The organism is Actinoalloteichus sp. AHMU CJ021, from assembly GCF_002895405.1.
In the GTDB taxonomy this organism is placed as follows: Bacteria; Actinomycetota; Actinomycetes; order Mycobacteriales; family Pseudonocardiaceae; genus Actinoalloteichus_B; species Actinoalloteichus_B caeruleus.
This window is the reverse complement of record NZ_CP025990.1, coordinates 2376530-2396206: the sequence shown is the minus strand read 5'-3', so window position 1 is coordinate 2396206 and position 19677 is coordinate 2376530. Positions and strand designations below refer to the sequence as shown.

Genomic DNA, 19677 nt, shown 5'->3' with positions numbered 1-19677 from the left:
GTCCTCCCGTGGCCCTTCTCCGCGACATCGTGTTCGACTGCCGCCACCCCGCCTCCCTCGCCCGGTTCTGGGCCGCGGCGCTGACCGGGTACGAGGTCGCTCCCTACGACGAGGCCGAGCTGACCCGGTTGCGGGCGGAGGGGATCGAGGACCCGGAGGACGACCCGCTGGTCCTCGTGGAACCGGCGGAACCGGGCGCCCCCCGCGTCTTCTGCCAACGAGTACCCGAACCCAAGGCCGTCAAGAACCGCGTCCACCTCGACCTCTGGGCGGAGGACCTCGCTTCCGAACGCGACCGCCTGCTGGGACTCGGCGCGGTCCTCGTCCGGGAGGCCGACGACCTCCTGGTGTTCGCGGACCCGGAGGGCAACGAGTTCTGCCTGCTCGCGGACTGAGGACGTCGGGTGGGCCAGCCGCCGCGGGGCCACGACGGACTCGCCGGTACCCCGTTGGTGCGGTGCCGGCGGCCGGTCCGCCCCGGCGGTCAGTGCTCCAGGTAGCTCGTCGCCGCGACCAGGAAGAGGTCGTTCTCCTCCCGGTCGCCGATGGTCACCCTGACTCCCTCGCCCGGGAACCCCCGAACGATGATCTTGTGGTCCAGGCAGTGCTCGGTGAAGGCCGCGGTGTCCTCGCCGAGCGGGAGCCAGACGAAGTTGGCCTGGCTGGGCGGGATCTCGTAGCCCAGGTCCAGCAGCCCGTCGCGGACCCGTTCGCGCTCCCTGGAGATCTCGGCGCACCGCACGAGCAGCTCGTCCCGTGCCTCCAGGGAGGCGACCGCGGCGGCCTGGGCGACGGCGTTCACGCTGAACGGGAGGTAGACCTTCCGTAAGGCCTGCGCCACCGACGGGGTCGCGTAGCAGTAGCCGACCCGGAGACCTGCGAGCCCGTAGGCCTTGGAGAAGGTCCGGAGCACGGCCACGTTGTCGCGCCCGGCCTCGAAGCGTCGCCTCGCCACCTCGATGCCGTCCGGTATTCCGGGATCGGTGACGAACTCCCGGTAGGCCTCGTCGAGCACGACGAGGACGTGTTCGGGGACCCGGTCCAGGAAGTCCTCGATCTCCTCACGGCCGAGGGCGGTGCCGGTCGGGTTGTTGGGGTTGCAGAGGAACACCAACCGGGTGGCTGGCGTGATCGCCTGGGCGAGGGCGGCGAGATCGAGTCGGTGACTCTCCGTAAGTGGCACTCGTACCTGTCTCGCGCCCACGACCTGGACGATGATCGGGTAGGCCTCGAAGGACCGCCAGGGGAAGACGACCTCGTCGCCGTCCTGGCAGGTCGCCTGGACCAGCTGCTGGCACAGCGACACGGACCCGCAGCCGATCGCGAGGTGGTCCGCCTCGACGTCCAGGTGGCGGGACAACGTGTCGACCAGCAGCGAAGCTCCGCTGTCCGGGTACCTGTTGACCTGTGTCGACGCGGAGGCGATCGCCTCGATCACGCTGGGGAGGGGCCCGCCGGGGACCTCGTTGCTCGCCAACTTGACGGCCCCCGGCACCGAGCGCCCCGGAACGTAGTTCGGGAGGTCGGCCAGGTCAGCCCTCGTCCGTACGGTCATCCGCGAATCCTCCGCAGCTAGCCCAACCGTGTCACGCTATTACTCGAACGGGTGCCCTGGCCAGTGCCCGGTTCCCGTACCCGTCGATGTCGTCCCTGGATCATGCCCAGGAGACGAGACGGTTGTCACTGCACCAGCCGCGTAAACCTGTTCTGTCGCTCTCCGCACCCTGGTGTTGACGAGGGTTCACTCCGCCGTGGTTGGCTGGAAGCCATGACGCAGACCCGCACCGAGACAGTTCCGCTCACGGACGGCAGGGAGTTGACGGTGACCGTCGCGGAACCCGAGAACACCGTGCGCGGGGGCCTGGTGCTCCTGCACGGCAGACGCGGGGTCGTCGACCAGCTCCGCGAGCTCGCCGTCGGTCTGGCCGCGGAGGGGTGGCTGGTGGCGGCTCCGCACCTGGGGGAAGACCGGAGCGGTCACGACGGCGGCACGGGTGACCGGCTGCTCGCCGACACCGACGCCGCCTGCGTCTGGCTGGTCGACCGGGGGGTGCGCGACGACCAACTCGGGTTGCTGGGTTTCGGCGCCGGGGGTACGGCCGCACTGCGGGTGGCGACGCAGCGGAGCCTGGGAGCGGTCGTGAGCGTCGCGCCGGACGCCGTCACCCTTCCCGACGAGGACGACGGCCGCTCCCTCGTCGAGCTCGTCTCAGAGCTGAGCTGCCCCTGGCTCGCGCTCTACGGGAGTGACGACGAGTCGGACCAGGGCCTGGTGCGGCTCCGCGACGCGGTGGACAGCGCCTCCGCCGTGGCGAACGTGGTCACCTACCCGGAGTCCGAACACCGGTTCGACCAGGACGGGGTCGCGGCGTCCGAGGCGTGGCAGCGCACCTTGACCTGGTTCGACGCGCACCTGCGCTGACCTCCCCCTCCAAGCCCCGGCGCGGTACCCATCCCGTCACTCCCCGGTGCCCCTACCCCCGAGCGGCCCCTTGGCGAACGCCTCGGATTGGGCTAGGAAGCGAGGTATGGCAGGCAACGAGGCGGCCACTCCCGAGGTGCTGTGGACACCCGCTCTGGCGGGGAGCAGCGCGCTGGAGCGGTTCGAGACCTGGGTGCGCGAACGCCGTCCCGAGGCGTTGGGCGGCTCCGCTCCGCCCAGTGGGCCGTCCGGCTACGAGGCGCTCTGGCGGTGGTCGGTGGCGGACCTCGACGGTTTCTGGTCGGCGGTGGTCGACTTCCTCGGAGTCCGGTTCCACCGGCGTCCCGCGTCCGCCTTCGCCGGTGGGGGCATGTCGGAACCGAGGTGGTTTCCCGGGGCGACGCTGAACTACGCCGAGCAGGCGCTGGCGGGGCGGCCGGGCTCGGACCTCGCCGTCGTGTTCCGACGGGAGGACGGGGCCGGGGAGGAGTGGTCCTTCGACGAGCTCCGCGCCCGGGTGGCGGCCCTGCGGGCGTTCCTCGTGGCGGCGGGGGTCGGCCGGGGTGACCGGGTGGTCGCCCTGCTGCCGAACGCGCCGCACGCCCTCGTGGCCCTGCTGGCCACCGCGAGCATCGGCGCCGTGTGGTCCTCCTGCTCCCCGGACTTCGGCACGACGGCGGCGGTGGACCGGTTCCGGCAGATCGAGCCGGTCGTCCTCCTCGCGGTCGACGGCTACCGGTACGGCGGTCGTTCGTTCGACATCCGGGGGAAGGTCGAGGAGCTCGCGAGCCAGCTCCCCACCCTGCGGACCGTCGTCCTGGTCGACTACCTCGGTGAGGCCACCGCCAGCCCCGGGGGCATCGGTTCGGCCGACACGATCGGCGGCGTGCGGGCGGTGCCCTGGGACCAGGCGCTCCGAGCGCACCCGAACGCGCGGCTGGCCTTCGAGCCGGTCCCCTTCGACCACCCGCTGTGGGTCCTGTACTCCTCGGGGACGACCGGGCTGCCCAAGGGGATCGTGCACGGGCACGGCGGCATCGTCGTGGAGCACCTGAAGGTGTTGGCGCTGCACGCCGACCTCGGGCCGGGTGACCGGTTCCTGTGGTTCACCACCACCGGCTGGATGATGTGGAACTACCTGGTGTCCGGCCTGCTGGTGGGGGCCACGGTGGTGCTCTACGACGGTAGCCCGGCACATCCGGAGCCCGACGCGTTGTGGCGGTTGGCCGCCTCGACCCGCGTCACCTACCTGGGGATCTCCGCGCCGTTCGTCCACTCCTGCCAGAAGGGGGGAGTCACCCTCTCCGGGCTCGACCTGTCGCGGGTGCGGGCGGTCGGTTCGACCGGTGCTCCGCTCAGCGAGGAGGGTTTCCGTTGGCTGGCGGAGCAGCTCGGGGCCGACGTCCAGATCGCAAGCGTGTCCGGTGGCACCGACGTCTGCACCGCCTTCCTGACGAGCGCTCCCACCGTCCCGGTCTGGGTGGGGGAGTTGTCCTGCCGGGCGCTGGGAGCCGCGGTGGAGGCCTACGACGAGAGCGGCCGCCCGGTGGTCGGCGAGGTGGGCGAGTTGGTGGTCACGCGGCCCATGCCCTCGATGCCGGTCTTCTTCTGGGGTGACTCCGACGGCGCTCGGATGCGGGAGGCCTACTACGAGGCCTTCCCCGGTGTGTGGCGGCACGGCGACTGGGTCCGCCTCAGCCCACGGGGGTCCGCCGTGATCCACGGCCGCAGCGACTCGACGCTCAACCGGGGCGGGGTCCGGATGGGGACCTCGGAGTTCTACCGCGTCGTGGAGAGCCTTCCCGAGGTGCTGGACTCACTGGTCATCGACAACGCCGGTCCGGCGAGGCCGGACGGGGAGCTGGTGTGCTTCCTGGTGCTGGCGGCGGGGGCGGAGGAGGAGGCCGTGGTGGCCCGTGCGCGGGCACTGCTCCGGTCGACGCTGTCGCCCCGCCACGTCCCGGACAGGTTCCTCCGGGTGGGGGAGGTGCCGAGGACGTTGAACGGCAAGAAGTGCGAGGTTCCCGTCAAGCGCGTCCTGGCCGGGGTGCCGGTGGGCGAGGCGGTCAGCCGGGAGGCGCTGGCGAACCCGGGCGCCCTCGACGGCGTGGTGCGTGCTTTCTTCGTCGACGAGGGTCCTGAGCTGGGGAAACAGGTTTAGGGGGACCCGGTTTTGCCCCCGGTCCACCCGGTTGTGTAATGTATGCCGCGAGCGACCGAACGAGGTCCCGGGAGGCTTCGCCTAGTCTGGTCTATGGCGCCGCACTGCTAATGCGGTTGGGGGTTTAAGCCCCCTCCCGGGTTCAAATCCCGGAGCCTCCGCAGCACCGGCCGGAAACGGCTGGTCACAACTGAACAAGCGCCCGTAGCTCAACGGATAGAGCATCTGACTACGGATCAGAAGGTTAGGGGTTCGAATCCCTTCGGGCGCGCATCGGACGACCCCCCTGGCGACAGGGGGGTCGTTTCGTCTGTCGGCCGGCCCCTGTCCGCTGGCCGCGCTCCCCGGTCGCGGTGGCCGGTGTGATGATCCCCACGTCCGGCCAGCCCGGGTGTGCCCCCGCGGCTCCCGGGCGACGGGCTGTGGCGGGTTCCTCGGGTCGGCGCGGGGGTGAGGGCCGCGGGTGGGGCCGGCGCTCCCCGGCCGTCCGGTCGCGGCTCTTCTGGCGGTGGGCCGCGTGGCCCACGGTGGCGCTCCTGGCCCAGGGGCTGGCGGGGGCGTGACCGGTCTTCCGGAATGGCGGCTCTTCGTGCCCGACCGCTGTTGTTCACCAAAAAGTGATCAACAGTCTGCGTAACGGTTACGGCTTGTGCGTAACGCTCGCCGGTTCGGCCAATTCTGTCCGCTTGCTGGTCCGCATTCGCCCTCCGACCGGACTAGCAGCTATTGGGCGAGTTATCCGGTGTCGAGGAAGCGCCGGGTAATTTCGCTCACCCCGAAAGGTGACTTCAGTCCCAGGTGCGCGGGGTATGTGTCGGCAGGTTCTTCACTTTCCGTTGCCGCGCTGCTGGGAAAACCACATTTCATGGTCCGGATGCTTCCAGTTCGGTATCGGCACGCAACCTTCGGTCGGCTCGCGCATCCTAGGGCGGCGACGCGCTCCGAGCCGGTACGACACGGGTGACGTCCAGTGTGTCCGCTGACGAGGCAACCCGCTCAGAGAACGGGCAGGTTGGGCGAGCGAGTTCCCGACATCCCGGCGTGTCCCGTGGCAGGCCGAGCTCAGCGGGGAGGAAGCTCGGCGGGGTCGAAGCCGGCGCTTCCCGCAATGCCTCACCCAGGGGGACGAATAACCGGGCGGTTCCGGAAACCGGGCGGGGTCTTGCCGCACGGGAATTGACGCGTCGGCTAAAGTCGTGCCGTCCGCCGAACCGGAAAAACGGGTCGGCCCGTCAACGGGCCGCCGGAACCGGAGCGCCCCAACACTCACGCCGATGGGGGCACCGGGGTCGCGGCGGCGGGAAATCGTGGTCTACCCCTGATCCAGTCCGCCGGTCGGCGGTTTCCCGGACCTCTGGTCCGGAAGAGAGGAGAGACATGAGACTCGGGTTGCGCCTGGCGCGAGCCGGCGCGGCACTGCTCGGCGCGGCTGCCCTGCTCGTCGGCACCGCACTGCCGGCCGCCGCGTCCACCAAGGGCCACTACGACAACACGAACGAGGTCAAGGGCGAGAGGATCCACCTGACGGACCGCTCCTCGGTCCCGACGGTGCTGCTGCCCCTCGTCCTCGAGGACGGCACCGAGCTGCTCACCTACTGCGTCGAGCTGACGGTCACCGCCGCCAACAAGGCTCCTTACCACGAGGTGCCGTGGGACCAGTACCCCACGGACCAGAACGCCTCGTTCCCCACCGCGCCCGGCAAGGTGCTGTGGATCCTGCAGAACTCCTACCCCCAGGTGTCGGTTGACGAGCTGAACGCGCAGCTCGGCACGAACCTGAACGTGGAGCGCGCCGTCGCCGGCACGCAGGCCGCCATCTGGCACTTCAGCAACGGCTCGAAGCTGGCGGGCAACAACGGCCGCGACATCCAGGCCCTGTACCGGCACCTGACCGGTGAGGCCAACGTCGGTGTCGACCAGCAGCCGACCCCCACGCTGGCGCTGAGCCCGGAGAGCCACTCCGGTGCCGCCGGTGAGCTGATCGGCCCGTTCACGGTCGAGTCGAGCGCCGGGACCGTCGGCCTGGCCCTCCAGGGGCCGGAGGGCGTCACCCTGGTCAACAAGAACGGCGAGGAGGTCAACCCGATCTCCGGTGACGTGCCGACCGACAGCATCTCCGAGCTGTACGTGAGCGTCCCCGAGGGCGCCGAGGCCGGCGAGGCCACCATCACCGCGAACGCCTCCGCCACCGTCAACACCGGCCGCCTCTTCGTGGGTGACCCGTCGGGTGACTGGAGCGGGGCCAGCCGCAACGCCCGGGACAGCAAGCGCACCCAGTCGCTGATCGTCGCGGAGGGCAAGCCCACCAACCTGGACACCTCGGTCCGCGTCGACTGGGTAGGCGGGCCGGTCGCTCCGCCCACCTCCGAGACCCCGGAGCCGAGCGTGCCGGAGACCCCGCAGCCGAGCGAGCCGGCCCCGAGCACCACCCCGAGCGTGCCCGAGGCCCCGGAGACCACCACTCCGGCCCCGCCGGCTCCCGAGCGCCCGGACAACGAGGACGACCTGGCCAACACCGGTGCGTCCATCTGGCTGCCGCTCGGCCTTGGCGCGGTGCTCCTCGGTGGCGGTGCCACCGCACTGTTCCTGATGCGGCGCAAGAAGCAGGCCGAGGTCTGATCCTGACCGCGTCCTGAGCAGGGCGGGCCGCCGGTCCCCGACAGGGGCCGCCTCTTCCCGCTCCCACACCACGGGGCCACCTCCCAGCCGGGAGGTGGCCCCGTCGGCGTTCCCGGCCCTGGTGCGTCGGACCCTCCCCGGAACCTTTTCCCGGGGCACGGCGTCGGAAGAGGTGAGTGGCGACCCGCTCGTCGACCAAGGGGTCACGCACGCGACGGTCCACCAGCCGGCCGCCACCACGGGAGGGACGGGCCACACTTCACGTGAGCACCGGAGACCAGGGGGTGGCCGTGTTGACGGGTTCGGTGGTGGCCGCGCTGGTGGGCGGCCTGGTGGCGGTGTCCCCGTTCCCCGCGCTCGGTCCGGCGGAGGTGGAGGAACCGGAGACCGGGCCGATCGCCGTCGGTGCCGCCAACCCCGTCGACGCCCCGTTGCTGGGGCCGGGCGACGGCGAACACGCGGACACCATCCGCCCCGGCGAGTCCCGCTTCTACGCGCTGCCCGCCGCGCCGGGCTCCTGGCCAGCCGTCACCGTCGCGTTGCGTCCGACGGCGGACGGCGCCGGTCCGCCGCCGGGCGCCTGCTCGTCCCGGCTCCGGGTCGCGCTGCTGACCCCGACCGGCACCGAGCCCGACTACGGACCCGAGCCCCGGAACGCCGCCTTCGGCAACTCCTCGGAGGCGAGGGTCGAGGTGACCAGCGCGTCGCCTGTCGAGGCTGGCGACCCGTTCGGAGAAGCGGCCAACGGGTCCGGCTACTGGTACGCCGTCGTGAACCTCGAGGCCGACGACTGCTGGAACCGGTACCCGGCCGTCTCCTTCCCCCTGGGCCTCGGCGTCGACGCCGAGCAGGACGCGCCGTTACCGCCCTACCCCGAGATCGGCGTGCCAGGGGCACCGACACCGTCGGGTGCCACGACGTTGCCCGCCGACGGCACGGCCACGGTCGCCACGCTCCACCCCGGGGAGAGCCGGTGGTTCGCCGTTCCCGTGGAGCCGGGGAGCAGGATCGGTGCCACCGCGCTGTTCAGCGGTGACCCGCAGGCCACGTCCCCGGAGTGCCCGGCGCGGGTCAGCCTTGCCCTGCACTCCCCGGGGAACACCGTCCTCGGCCGCGACGTCGACTCCTTCACCGGGACCAGCGTGGTCGGCGCGTCCATCTCCGTCGCCGAGGGTGCGCCGGGTGCGGCCGGCCGACAGGTCGGGTTGGCCGGGCTCCACCTGTTGCGGATCGAACTCGCCACCGGCCTGTGCGGCGCGACGGCGTCCATCTCCGATCTCGGGTACCGGGTGCGCCTGACCGCGGTGGCCGGGCCGGTGGACGAGGTCGGCTGGCCCGTTCCCGGGTCCGAGGAGGGGGAGACGGCCGGTGACGGTGGTCAGCGGGACGGCGGTGCCACCCCGGGTGCCGGCACGGGCCGGCCCGCTGACGGCCACGCCGCCGAGAGGGCGCTGGTGGACCTCACCGGGTGGCCGAGCTGGCTGTTCCTCGGGGCCACCGCCGTCATCGTGGTCGCCGTCGTGCTGGCGGCCAGGGGCGGCCACCGGCCCCCGGGCCGTGGTGTCCCGCAGGGGAGGGAGCCGGTGGTTCCCGTGAATCCCGACGCCGTCGCCGCCCGGTACGACGAGGGCGGCTGGCGGCGGTACTCGGCGCTGTCGGCTCCGGAGGACGCGGTCGTGACCAGGCCGTTCCGATCGCCCGAGCCACCCGGTCCCGAGCGGTCCGACCGGGACGGCTGACCGGCCGCGGTCGACCCCGCCGACCCGCCGACCCGCCGGTCGCGGGTCCGGGAGTTCTGGTCCGGCCCGGTGTCAGACCCGCACGGCGAGCGCCAGGCCCTGGCCGACGCCCACACAGGCGGCGGCGACGCCGATGCCCCCACCACGTGCGCCGAGGTGCCGGCACAGGTCGGTGACCACGCGTGCCATCGACGCACCGAGCGGGTGCCCGTAGGCGAGCGCGCCCCCGTGCACGTTGACCCGCTGGGTGTCGATGGTCGGCAGTTCGTGGAGCACGGACAGCACGACGGCGGAGAAGGCCTCGTTGATCTCCCACAACGACACGTCGGACGCGCGGACGTCCAACCGGTTCAGGAGGCGCTGGATCGCGGGTACGGGGCCGAGCGGGAACCGAGCCGGGTCGACCGCGGCGACCTCACTGCCCACCACCTCACCCAGCGGAGTGACACCCAGCTCGCCGGCCGCCACCTCGGTGCCGATCAGCATCGCCACCGCCCCGTCGTTCAGGGGAGAGGAGTTGCCGGCCGTGACGGTCCCGTCCGGGGAGAAGGCGGGTGGCAGGGCGGCGAGCTTCTCCGCGCTGGTCTCCGGGCGCACCGACTCGTCCCGTCGGACAGTCTGCCCACCCGGCGTCCGCACGGCGAAGGCGAAACCCTCGTGAACTCCCGCGTCCCAGGCCGCCGCCGCCCTGCGGTGGGACCGGAGGGCGAACTCGTCCAACCGCGTCCGGTCGATGCCGAGTTCCCACGCCACCCGCTCGGCGGCCGCGCCCAGCGCCAACGTCCACTGCTCCGGCATCCTCGGGTTCACCAGCCGCCATCCCAACGCGGTCGAGACGACCTCCATGCGGTCGGGTAGTTCGCGGTCGGGCCGGGCCATCACGAACGGCGCGCGGCTCATCCCCTCGACCCCGCCGGCGATGACGAGGTCCGCGTCACCCGCGCGGACGGAGCGGGCGGCCTGGACCACGGCCTCACCGCCCGAGGCGCAGAGCCGGTTGACCGTGACACCCGGAACCGTCACCGGCAGGCCGGCCAGGAGGGCGGCCATCCTGGCCACGTCCCGGTTCTCCTCCCCGGCCCCGTTGGTGTTGCCGTAGACGACGTCGTCGATCGTCGCGGGGTCCAGGGCCGCCGACCCGTCCGGTCCGTGCCTGCGCAGGAGCTCCAGGATGGGCAGGGCTGCGAGGTCGTCCACCCTGACCTGGGACAGTCCGCCCCGGTAGCGGCCGAAGGGAGTGCGGGCGGCGTCCAGGATGAGTGCGCGGCGCATGCGCCTATCGTGCCGTACGACCGGCGGTGGGGATGCGGACCGATCGCAGGCGCTCGGTACCCCCGAACGCGCGGGGTCCGGCGCACGGCCTCAACCAGCCGGGTCCGGGCGCCGGCCGCTGACGAGGCCGCCGGCCAGGCCGGTGACGCGTGCTCCACCCCTGCCGAGCTCCGCGAGTTCGTCGAGCGCACCGGGCCGATGCAGGGGGAGCTCGAACGCGATGGTCGGGGTTTCCCCGGCCCGCTGCCGTCGGACGTGGGCTCGGTGGCCGTCCTCGACCGCCGCCCGGAGGGAACCCGTGGTCGCCAGCGCGCCCCGCGCGACACCGAGCCGGCCGAGCGCGTCGTCCAGCGCCGTCAGCAACGCGTCCCGGTTCCCCTCGCACATCGCGCGGACCAGGCCGGGCCTGGTCCCGGCCACCCGGGTGCCGTCGGCGAAGGAACTGGCGGCCAGCGTCGCCGCCAGCGGACCACCGTCCTCAGCCACTGCCGAGAGCACCTCGGCCAGCAGGTGGGGCAGGTGGGAGACCCGAGCCACCGCCGCGTCGTGTTCCCGGGCCGGCGCGGGAACGACCTCGGCGCCGCAGTCGAGCGCCAGGCTCGCCACCTCCGCCCAGACGGCCGGGTCCGCCTCGTCGGTGGTGACCACCCAGGCCGCCTGGGTGAACAGGCCGGCGTCCCCCGCATGCCAGCCCGAGGAGGCGGTGCCCGCCATCGGGTGCCCGCCGACGTACCTCACCCCCGGCGCGTGCGACTCGACAGCCCGCAGCACCGGCTCCTTGACGCTGACCACGTCGGTGAGTCGGCAGCCGCCAGCGTGCTGGTCGACGAGCCGGAGGACCTCGGGGACCGAGGTGAGCGGGACGGCGACGACCACGAGGGCGTCCTCCTCGGCTGCCCGGCGCAGCGCGGTCGCGGGTGGGAGGACGTCGACTCCCTCGGCGGTCGCCGCCTCGGCGTCCACCGGGGACGCGGTGGCCGCCCAGCAGCTTCGTCCGGCGGCGGTGGCGGCGCGCAGCACCGAGCCGCCGATCAGTCCCAGGCCGAGTACGCAGATCGGAGTCACCCGATCATTGTCGGTCACCTGCCCGGCGTCGTGTTCAGGTGAACGGTGCGACGGCGACGGGCCGAAGGGAATACCGTGGGGACATGGAGGTCGAGGAGCCGCTCTCGGGTGTGGCGTTGGCCGTGCTCAGGGAGGACGGCCAGTGGCGGTGTCGGCGGATGTCCGACGGGGCGCTGTCGGATCTGGACAGGGCCATCACCGAGCTGCGTGCCACGCGGTCGACGGGGGCGGTCTTCGGGCTGCTCAACGTCGACGACGAATTCTTCCTGATCGTTCGACCCGGCCCGGGCGGAGTGGACCTCCTGCTCTCCGACTCGGCCGCCGCTCTCTACTACGACGTCGCGGCGGACGTGCTGGACCTGTTGCGCATCGACCCGCCCGACGAGGACGACGACGAGATGTGGCCCGAGGGCGACCTCGGCCTCCTCGCCGATCTCGGGATGCCCTCCGGTGAGATGGTGGTGGTGGTCGAGGAGGACCGCTACCCCGAGGAGCAGTTGCGGATCATCGCCCAACGGTGCGGTTTCGCCGACCAGTACGACGCGGTGATGGCCGACCTCGACCGTGTTCCCTAGACCCTTCACCCGCCCTGCCGACGAGGAGCTGGTCAGGGCGGCGATGGCCGAGGCCCTCCGCGCGGAGGCCGCCGGCGACGTGCCCATCGGCGCCGTCGTCCTCGATCCCACTGGGCGGGTGCTGGCCACCGCGCACAACGCGAGGGAGGAACTCGGCGATCCCACCGCGCACGCCGAGGTCCTCGCGTTGCGGCGGGCGGCGGCCGTGCACGGCGACGGGTGGCGGCTGACGGGGTGCACGCTCGGGGTCACCGTCGAACCGTGCGCGATGTGCGCCGGGGCCGCGGTGCTGGCCAGGGTCTCGCGGGTGGTGTTCGGGGCGTGGGAACCGAAGACCGGCGCGGTGGGGTCGCTGTGGGACGTGGTGCGGGACCCGCGGGTGCCGCACCGGACGGAGGTCGTCGGCGGGGTGCTGGCGGCGGAGTGCGCGCGGTTGTTGGACGACTTCTTCCGCGAGCACCGTGGCGATGATGTGTGACCTGGGCCACAGCTAGGTGTGGCGGGTGGGGCGGTGGGCATCCTCAGGTCAGAGAGCGACGCCACGAACGGGGAAGCCAACGGTGTGCCCCGTGGTAAGGGGGAGCCGCCTCACTTCGACGCGACGACGTGCGGGAGGGGCCGCGACTCCAGGAGGGAGAGTTCCATGAGCGTCTTCGACAAGGCCAAGCACGGAGCCCAGGAGCTGGCGGGCAAGGCGAAGGAGGCCCTCGGTCGGGCGACCGACAACGAGGAAGTGGAAAACTCCGGCAAGAAGGACAAACTGTCCGGTCAGGTGAAGAAGACCGGGGAGGACGCCAAGGACCGCGCCGCTGGTGCGGTGGACGACGCCAAGAAGAAGTTCGGCGGGAACGACTGAGGTTCGCCTCGACGGATGAACGGGAACGGGTCGACGACCGACCGTTTGTCGTGCGGCCCCGGCCGATGGCAGACGGAGCCGCCCGCCCGCCCCGCTCGAACGGCGAACCAGTGCGAACGCTGCCACGATGGGCCCGTCCCCCAGGGGCGGGCCCATCGCTCGTGTGTGGGCCCGGCGGGGTGGGCGGCGAACGAGCAGGGCCCGGCTGGGCGCCATCGTCTGCGGGGGTGTGGATGACCGAGGCGTGGAACGACTGTGCCGACGAGGTCGAGGACGCCGCCCTGGCGCTCCGCATCGCGGGTCGGGACGCCGACGCCTTCGAGATCCTGGTGCGACGCTACTCGGGCCGCGTGTCGAGGATGGCCCTCCGGATGTTGGGTGATCGCGGCGAGGCGGAGGACGTCACGCAGGACGTCTTCGCGACGGTCTGGTGCCGGGTCGGTGAGCTGGCCGACCCGGGTGCGGTGCGCACGTGGCTGTTCCGCATCGCTCACCGGCAGTGCCTGGCGATCCTGCGCAAGCGGCGTGACCGGCGCACCGACCCGCTGGCCACGATCCCGGAGTCCGGGACCACGGCCATCGCCACCGCCCAGGTGGATGGTCGGTTCCACCCGGAGCGGGCCGCGACCGCTTCGGCGGGGGTCGACGCCCTCTACCGGGCGGTGGAGACGCTGCCCTCGCCGCAACGGGCGGTCTGGCTGATGGCCGAGGTGGGCGGGGTGTCGCACGCCGAGATCGCCGCCGTGGTCGGCGCGTCCGAGCAGGCCGTCCGGGGACGCCTCGCCCGGGCCAGGACGCGCCTGGCCGTCGTGATGCGAGCCTGGCGCTGATCCCTCCCGGCCCGAGTGGTCCCGTGGACCACTCGCGAGGCGTGGTGGGACCGCCCCACCGCCGCCAGGGGAGGGGGGCGTTCGGGTGGGAACGGCAATCGGATATCCTTCGTCACGGTAGCGTGTCCGAGCGGCCTAAGGAGCACGCCTCGAAAGCGTGTGTGGGTGCAAGCCCACCGTGGGTTCGAATCCCACCGCTACCGCCAGCAACCAGCGAGAACGCCGGTCCACCACGTTCGAAGTGGACCGGCGTTTCGCGTGTCCGGAGGTGCTGCCCCTCCGTTCCCCGTCCTCGGCCCCGGCCCAGCCAACGGCCTGATGGCGCCACGACCGCGAGGTCCCTGCGAGGTGGGAGGGGGCTGAACGGTCCGGCCACGCCCTCCGAACCCGCGTCCCGAGCCGGCGCCCGGCAGGACGACCGGAGGATCACCTGGTGGAGGGCCGGCGGCCACCTGTTGGGCGGTATGCCCCCGCCGCGGCGACGTGGGAGTCTGCACGGGAGAGCGATCGACACGGGCCCCGCACGGAAGGACACGGCGGCGGCCCGGCACCAGGGAGGCCGTTCCTCCACGGGTCACCTGGGAGTTCCGAAGGCGAACGGCCGCGTGGACGCGGACCGGTACCGGTGCCGGCGGCGAACCCCGGCCGGTCCACACCGGACACCCAACACCGCGTGCGCGCCGGCGGTGTCCGCACCGAAGTGAGGTGGGCGTTGATGTCCGTCACCCGCGGTCTGTCCGTGCTCGTCCTGTCCGCCCTGCTGATCGTCTCCTGTGGGACGGAGGAGGACGTCGTCCCGTCCGAGGGCCCGGCGCCCACGGCGGGAACGACGACGCCGGACGAGGTCGAACCCACCCCGCACCCCACCATGACGACCGAGCCGCCGGGGACATCCGCCCCGACGGGGAACGGCTCGGTGGACCCCGTGCCACCCGGTGCCGGAGCACCCACCGCCGGCTGCGACACCCACCCGGTGCCCCGGGTGGAGGTACCGCGCACCCACGAGTTCCAGGTCGTCAGCGAGAACGGCTGCGACCAGGTGGTGCTCGCGTTCCGGACGGCGGTGCCCGAGGTCATCGGACACCAGCTCGACGCGGAACCGCCGCTCTGGGGCGGCTCAGCGGAGCCGGTCCCGGGCATGGCGGCCGACGGGCGGACCCAGTTCCTGCACGTCTACGTCGCCGCTCCGGTGACCGGCACCCTCGGCCCGAGGGGGTACGAGTTGCCGTGGGTGCGGGGTGTCGTGGTCAACGACGCGTCCCACGGGACGGTGGAGCTCACGATCGCCCTGCCGGCGGGGCCGGGAACCGACCCGGTCGACTACGAGGTCCTCGTCGAGGACAACCAGGTCGTGGCCCGCTTCTGACGCCCTGACCCGCGCCGACCCCGGCCGCCCGCCGCTCGGCCCCGCCGGCCACCGCGGCTTCGCGGAACGGGCGGGGGAGCGCGCCCGCTACCCGCGCCGTCCGTCCCCTCAGGAGCGCCCGGAACGGCCGTCGGCTCCGTCCAGGACGGTCGTCCCCCGGACCCGAGGGCCTCGACCCGCCAACGACCTTTCCATGCCGTCTTCCCGCAGTTAACTCGTCCGGGTGAGGATGCACGAACGCATCCGATGTTGGAGGACGAGTGACTTTCCCATCCTTACCGGCGCCGAGACGCGCGGTCGCCGCGCTCACGGCGCTCGTCGCCGGGGCGGGGCTGGCCACGTTGCCGACCGAACCCCTCGCGCGCGCGGCCGAGGAACCGGCCCCCACCGGCGCGCTGATCTCCGAGGTGTACGGCGGTGGCGGCAACTCCGGCGCGACACTCACCACCGACTTCGTCGAACTCGGCAACCCGGGGGACCACCCGGTCACGGTGGACGGCTGGTCCGTCCAGTACCTCCCCGGCACTCCGCGTCCCACCAGCCAGTGGCAGCACACCCCGCTCGTCGGGGAGATCCCCGCCGGCGGCCACTTCCTCGTGAGCCAGGCCAGGGGCAACTCCGGCTCCGTCGAGCTGCCCACCCCCGACGCGCGCGGCGACATCGCGATGTCCGCCACCGCCGGCACCATCGCCCTCGTGAACGGCACGGAGAGACTGGACTGCCTCACCCCGGCGGACTGCGCGGCCGACGCCCGCATCGTGGATCTCGTCGGTTACGGCGACGCGGTCGTCCGCAACGGCGAGCCGGCGCGCGGGGCGAGCAACACGAGGTCGGTGGCCAGGGACGGTGACCTCACCGACACCCGGGACAACGCGGCCGACTTCACCGCCGGCGAGCCGAACCCGGTCAACGCCTCAGGGGAGACCCCCGGGCCGCCAGGGGAACCGGGGAACCCGCCGGGTGAGCCCGGTGAGCCCGGTGAGCTCCGCATCCACGACATCCAGGGCACCACGCGGGTCTCCCCGCACACCGGCAGTCAGGTCAGCGGTGTTCCCGGCATCGTCACGGCGGTGAACGCCTTCGGCTCCGCCCGGGGGTTCTGGTTCCAGGACCCCGAGCCCGACGGCGACCCCAGGACGAGCGAGGCGCTCTTCGTCTTCACCTCCGACCGCACCCCGGATCTGGCGGTCGGGGACGAGGTCCTGGTGAGCGGAACCGTCGTGCAGTACCGGCAGGGCGGCGCGTCCAGCGCCAACCAGTCGCTCACCCAACTGGAACGTGCCTCCTGGGAGGTCGTCTCCAGCGGCAACGGTCTGCCGGAGGCCGAGCTGGTCACGCCGAGCACCGTGCCGACCACGCTCGCCCCCGACGCCTCCGGGGGCAGCATCGAGGACCTGGAGCTGGACCCCGAGCGCTACGCCCTCGACTACTACGCCTCCCGTGAGGGCATGCTGCTGCGCGTCGACGACGCGCCGGTGGTCGGCCCAACCGACGCCTACAACGCGCTGTGGGTGACGACCAAGCCGGCCCAGAACCGCAGTGCCAGGGGCGGGACCGTGTACCAGGGGTACGGCGACTCCAACACCGGTCGGCTCAAGATCGAGTCGCTCATCCCCTTCTCGGAACGGCCGTTCCCCATCGCCAACGTCGGGGACGAACTGCGTGGGACGACCCAGGGGCCGCTCTGGTACTCCCAGTACGGCGGCTACCTGATCAGGGCCACCACCCTGGGCGAGCACGTCGACAACGGGCTCACCCGGGACGCGGTGCGCCCGGCTCGGGACTGGGAGCTCACGGTCGCGACCTACAACGTGGAGAACCTGTCCCCCTCGGACGACCAGACGAAGTTCGACCGACTCGCCACGGGAGTCGCCGAGTACCTGGACGGGCCTGACATCGTCGCCTTGGAGGAGATCCAGGACAACACCGGACCGACGGACGACGGCGTGGTGGACGCCGACCGGACCCTCGACCAGTTCGTCGAGGCCATCCGCGCCGCCGGCGGCCCGGGATACGAGTGGCGGCAGATCAACCCCGAGGACAAGGAGGACGGCGGCCAACCCGGTGGGAACATCCGCAACGCCTTCCTGTTCAACCCGGAGCGCGTGTCCTTCGTGGACACCCCCGGCGGGGACGCCACGACGGCTGTCCGAATAGAGTCCGACGCCGACGGCGCCGCACGGCTCTCCGTCTCACCGGGCCGGATCGCTCCGGACAGCCCGGCCTGGGACAGCAGCCGCAAGCCCCTGGTCGGTCAGTTCCGTTTCGAGGACCGGGACGTGTTCGTGGTCGCCAACCACTTCAACTCCAAGGGCGGGGACCAGTCGCTGCACGGCCGTTACCAGCCCCCGAACCGGACCTCCGAGATCCAGCGGTTGGAACAGGCGGCGTTGGTGCGCCAGTTCGGCGACGCGCTCCACGCGAAGGACCCCTCCGCGAACCTGTTGGTGGTGGGGGATCTCAACGACTTCCAGTTCTCCCCCGTCCTGACCACCCTCACGCAGGGCGGGCGCCTGCACAACCCCCTGGTGGACCTCCCGCCCACCGAACGCTACGGGTACGTGTTCGATGGGAACTCGCAGTCCCTGGACCACATCCTGGTGGCCGGGGCGTTGGCGCACCGTGCCGACTACCAGCCCGTCCGGGTCAACGCCGAGTTCGCCGACCAGGCCAGCGACCACGATCCCCAGGTCGTGGCGTTCCGACCGCTGTCCGGCGACCCGGCGGTGGACGAGGCCGAGGACGCGCGGTACTACGGCGGCGGACGGCCGCCGGGCGAGGGCGGTGACACCAGGTCGCCGGAGCGGCCCGACCAACCCGGTGGCGGGGCCGGCGACCACCGGGACGGGCCTCCCCCCGCCGCGGGTGGCGACGACCTCGCGCGCACGGGCCTCAGCGGGGTGCTCCCCCTGATCACCGGCGCGGTCATCCTGCTCGCCGTGGGCGGGGCCGCCGCGTACTTCGCCCGACGCCAGCGCGGCGAGGCGAACTCCCCGGACTCCGAAGGGACCGGGACGACGAGCTGACCACGACCAGGCCCGGAACCGGCGGATCGCCCGGTTCCGGGCCGGACGGGCGACGCCGACGCCTCGTCCCGGTAGCGGTGTGGATCGTGCGACGACCAGGGCCGGGTGCGCGCGGGGCACCCACGCGGACGCGACCGGGCGACCCGTCGCCGTTCGCCGGGCACGCGTGGGGGCGACGGATGCGCCCGCCGGCGAACGGCGGGGCTCCGCGCGGGCGGACGTGACGGGAGCGGCCCCACCGTCCCGGAGGCCGGGCGGTGAGCCACCCGAGCCGGCCCCGTGACGGCGAGCCGGCCGGGCGAGCGGGCTGCGGTGGGAGGCGGTGCACCGCGAAGCGGGCCACGAGGCCCCCCGAACACGAAGAAACCCCCGGGTGACCGGGGGTTTCTTCCTGGAGCGGAGGATACGGGATTTGAACCCGTGAGGGGTTTGAGCCCCAACACGATTTCCAATCGTGCGCCCTAGGCCGCTAGGCGAATCCTCCGCCGCAGAGCTTACACGAAGGGGTTCCCGTCCTCGGGACAGGGCGGTGCGCGGAGCCCGGGCGGGGATGGGGAGCGGCTCGCGCGCGGCGGGGAGCGGGCACACCGTCCCGTCCGCCGGGCGCCGCGCGGGTCCGGCTCCGCCTGCCGGCGGCCCCTCCCCGTGCGAGGAGACGCCGACGCTCGGTGACCTCGGTGGTCCCGGTCCACCGGCCCCGCACGCCGGGCCGGGGCGGGGTGGACCCGGTGCCACGGAACGAGTGCCCCGAAGGGAGGACATCGGTGGCGGTGGGTCGCTCACGACCTGGCCCCCCTTTCGTGTTCGTGCGTAACCTCGTCCTACGGGGGTCACCCCGGCTTCGCCCCCTCCCATCCGCATCTCGGGTGCGTCATGTCGGCTCCGCGCTCCGCCGGGACCCCGGCCCGCCGGTCGGCACCGGATCCGAATCGCGGTTCCGGCGCCTCGGAGGAGACCGTGGACATACCGTTCGCCGAATCGGACTTCCCGGCCCGCCCGTACCCGGGTGCTCGTCCCCCCTGCTCCTTCGTCTCCGCCGACGGGGTCTGCTACCCGTTGTCCAGCGACCCGGGCGCCGCGGCGGGATGGCGGGTGCGCCCGGCGTGGACCGACCTCGACGACTGGCTGGCCTCCCGGGGCGTGGAGCCAACGTCCGCCCGGTTCCCGGTGCTCACCTACGGCTCCAACGCGTGCCCCGGCAAGATCGGCTGGCTGCGGACCTCCCTCGGCCTGGCCGGGCCGGTGGTGGCCCTGCGCGCGAGGTGCAGCGGGCTGGCGGCGGTGTGGGCCTCCGGGTTCCGGGTGGTCGACGAACAGCGACCAGCCACCCTCGCGGCGGCCCCCGGAACCAGTGAGCGGCACTTCGTCTGGCTCGCCACCAGGGAGCAGATCCGCGTGCTCGACCGCTGCGAGGGCCGGGGTGAGCGGTACCGGCTCGTGTGGTTGCGCACCGGCCTGGTGACCGTGGACGGCGAGGGGGAGGGGCTGTCCGTCCTGGCGTACACGGCGGCGACCCCTGTCCGGATGCCGCTGCTCCGGGATGGGCGACCGGTGCGGTGCTGCGAGGTACCGCAGGGGGAGGCGGCCCGGATGCGAGGGGAGACCGCGACCTCCGACGGACTGGTGGTCCTGGAGGTCCACGGCGAGCCCTCCTGGCAGGACGCCCCCGGTCGCGGGGCGGGGCGGGCCCCGGTTCGCGCCTCACGGCCCCCCGCCGGAGACGTGGCCGGCCGTCCACTACACTGA

Annotated in this window: 15 protein-coding genes and 4 tRNA genes; 15 read left to right on the top strand and 4 right to left on the bottom strand. The window is 72.7% G+C overall.

Annotated elements, in window-relative coordinates:
* Positions 1-8 precede the first annotated feature (8 nt).
* The gene (locus C1701_RS10060; RefSeq protein ID WP_103055850.1) at positions 9-395 is read left to right on the top strand and encodes a VOC family protein; all 387 of its coding nucleotides are present in this window, start codon (positions 9-11) and stop codon (positions 393-395) included.
* A gap of 89 nt (positions 396-484) precedes the next feature.
* Here the strand turns inward: C1701_RS10060 and hisC are convergent, their stop codons facing one another.
* Complete coding sequence (gene hisC, locus C1701_RS10055) at positions 485-1555, bottom strand: histidinol-phosphate transaminase (RefSeq protein WP_030104675.1); 1071 nt, start codon at positions 1553-1555, stop codon at positions 485-487.
* 213 nt (positions 1556-1768) lie between these two features.
* Between hisC and C1701_RS10050 the strand changes: the two genes are divergently transcribed.
* The 6 genes from C1701_RS10050 (at position 1769) to C1701_RS10025 (ending at position 8941) form a co-directional block, all read left to right on the top strand.
* A complete protein-coding gene (locus tag C1701_RS10050; protein ID WP_030104674.1) occupies positions 1769-2422 on the top strand; it encodes a dienelactone hydrolase family protein in 654 nt (217 codons plus the stop codon).
* Positions 2423-2528: 106 nt separating this feature from the next.
* The gene (locus tag C1701_RS10045; RefSeq protein WP_026417700.1) at positions 2529-4583 is read left to right on the top strand and encodes an acetoacetate--CoA ligase; all 2055 of its coding nucleotides are present in this window, start codon (positions 2529-2531) and stop codon (positions 4581-4583) included.
* Positions 4584-4653: 70 nt separating this feature from the next.
* Positions 4654-4744: transfer RNA gene (locus tag C1701_RS10040), tRNA-Ser, on the top strand.
* 37 nt (positions 4745-4781) lie between these two features.
* A tRNA-Arg gene (locus C1701_RS10035) sits at positions 4782-4854 on the top strand.
* A gap of 1106 nt (positions 4855-5960) precedes the next feature.
* The gene (locus tag C1701_RS10030) at positions 5961-7202 is read left to right on the top strand and encodes a Cys-Gln thioester bond-forming surface protein (protein WP_026417699.1); all 1242 of its coding nucleotides are present in this window, start codon (positions 5961-5963) and stop codon (positions 7200-7202) included.
* Positions 7203-7465: 263 nt separating this feature from the next.
* Positions 7466-8941: a hypothetical protein gene (locus C1701_RS10025; protein ID WP_035291469.1), complete on the top strand. Its 1476-nt coding sequence runs from the start codon at positions 7466-7468 to the stop codon at positions 8939-8941.
* A 72-nt stretch (positions 8942-9013) separates the two neighbouring features.
* On the opposite strand, the gene C1701_RS10020 is transcribed toward C1701_RS10025, so the two are convergent.
* Together C1701_RS10020 and C1701_RS10015 are read right to left on the bottom strand one after the other, a co-directional pair.
* Positions 9014-10213, bottom strand: a complete 1200-nt coding sequence (locus C1701_RS10020) for a thiolase family protein (protein WP_026417697.1) — start codon at positions 10211-10213, stop codon at positions 9014-9016.
* Between the two features lie 90 nt (positions 10214-10303).
* Positions 10304-11296 carry a prephenate dehydrogenase gene (locus C1701_RS10015; protein WP_081715255.1) on the bottom strand — a complete coding sequence of 331 codons (993 nt, stop codon included), beginning with the start codon at positions 11294-11296 and terminating at the stop codon, positions 10304-10306.
* A 65-nt stretch (positions 11297-11361) separates the two neighbouring features.
* Here C1701_RS10015 and C1701_RS10010 point away from each other — a divergent pair, with 65 nt between their 5' ends.
* From C1701_RS10010 to C1701_RS09980, 7 genes are all read left to right on the top strand, one after another.
* Entirely contained in the window at positions 11362-11853 is a 492-nt protein-coding gene (locus tag C1701_RS10010) for a tRNA adenosine deaminase-associated protein (RefSeq protein WP_026417696.1), read from the top strand.
* Between the two features lie 43 nt (positions 11854-11896).
* A complete protein-coding gene (locus C1701_RS10005; protein ID WP_026417695.1) occupies positions 11897-12331 on the top strand; it encodes a nucleoside deaminase in 435 nt (144 codons plus the stop codon).
* A gap of 165 nt (positions 12332-12496) precedes the next feature.
* Positions 12497-12709 carry a CsbD family protein gene (locus tag C1701_RS10000; protein WP_026417694.1) on the top strand — a complete coding sequence of 71 codons (213 nt, stop codon included), beginning with the start codon at positions 12497-12499 and terminating at the stop codon, positions 12707-12709.
* 233 nt (positions 12710-12942) lie between these two features.
* Entirely contained in the window at positions 12943-13539 is a 597-nt protein-coding gene (locus C1701_RS09995) for an RNA polymerase sigma factor (protein WP_026417693.1), read from the top strand.
* A 116-nt stretch (positions 13540-13655) separates the two neighbouring features.
* A tRNA-Ser gene (locus C1701_RS09990) sits at positions 13656-13745 on the top strand.
* 509 nt (positions 13746-14254) lie between these two features.
* Positions 14255-14905 (top strand): hypothetical protein, encoded by a 651-nt coding sequence (locus tag C1701_RS09985; protein ID WP_051712871.1) that lies wholly within the window; start codon positions 14255-14257, stop codon positions 14903-14905.
* 260 nt (positions 14906-15165) lie between these two features.
* Positions 15166-17931, top strand: coding sequence for an endonuclease/exonuclease/phosphatase family protein (locus tag C1701_RS09980; RefSeq protein ID WP_103055849.1), 2766 nt, complete (start codon positions 15166-15168; stop codon positions 17929-17931).
* A gap of 397 nt (positions 17932-18328) precedes the next feature.
* Here the strand turns inward: C1701_RS09980 and C1701_RS09975 are convergent.
* Positions 18329-18415, bottom strand: a tRNA-Ser gene (locus tag C1701_RS09975).
* Between the two features lie 473 nt (positions 18416-18888).
* Between C1701_RS09975 and C1701_RS09970 the strand changes: the two genes are divergently transcribed.
* The gene (locus tag C1701_RS09970) at positions 18889-19677 is read left to right on the top strand and encodes a hypothetical protein (RefSeq protein WP_103055848.1); all 789 of its coding nucleotides are present in this window, start codon (positions 18889-18891) and stop codon (positions 19675-19677) included.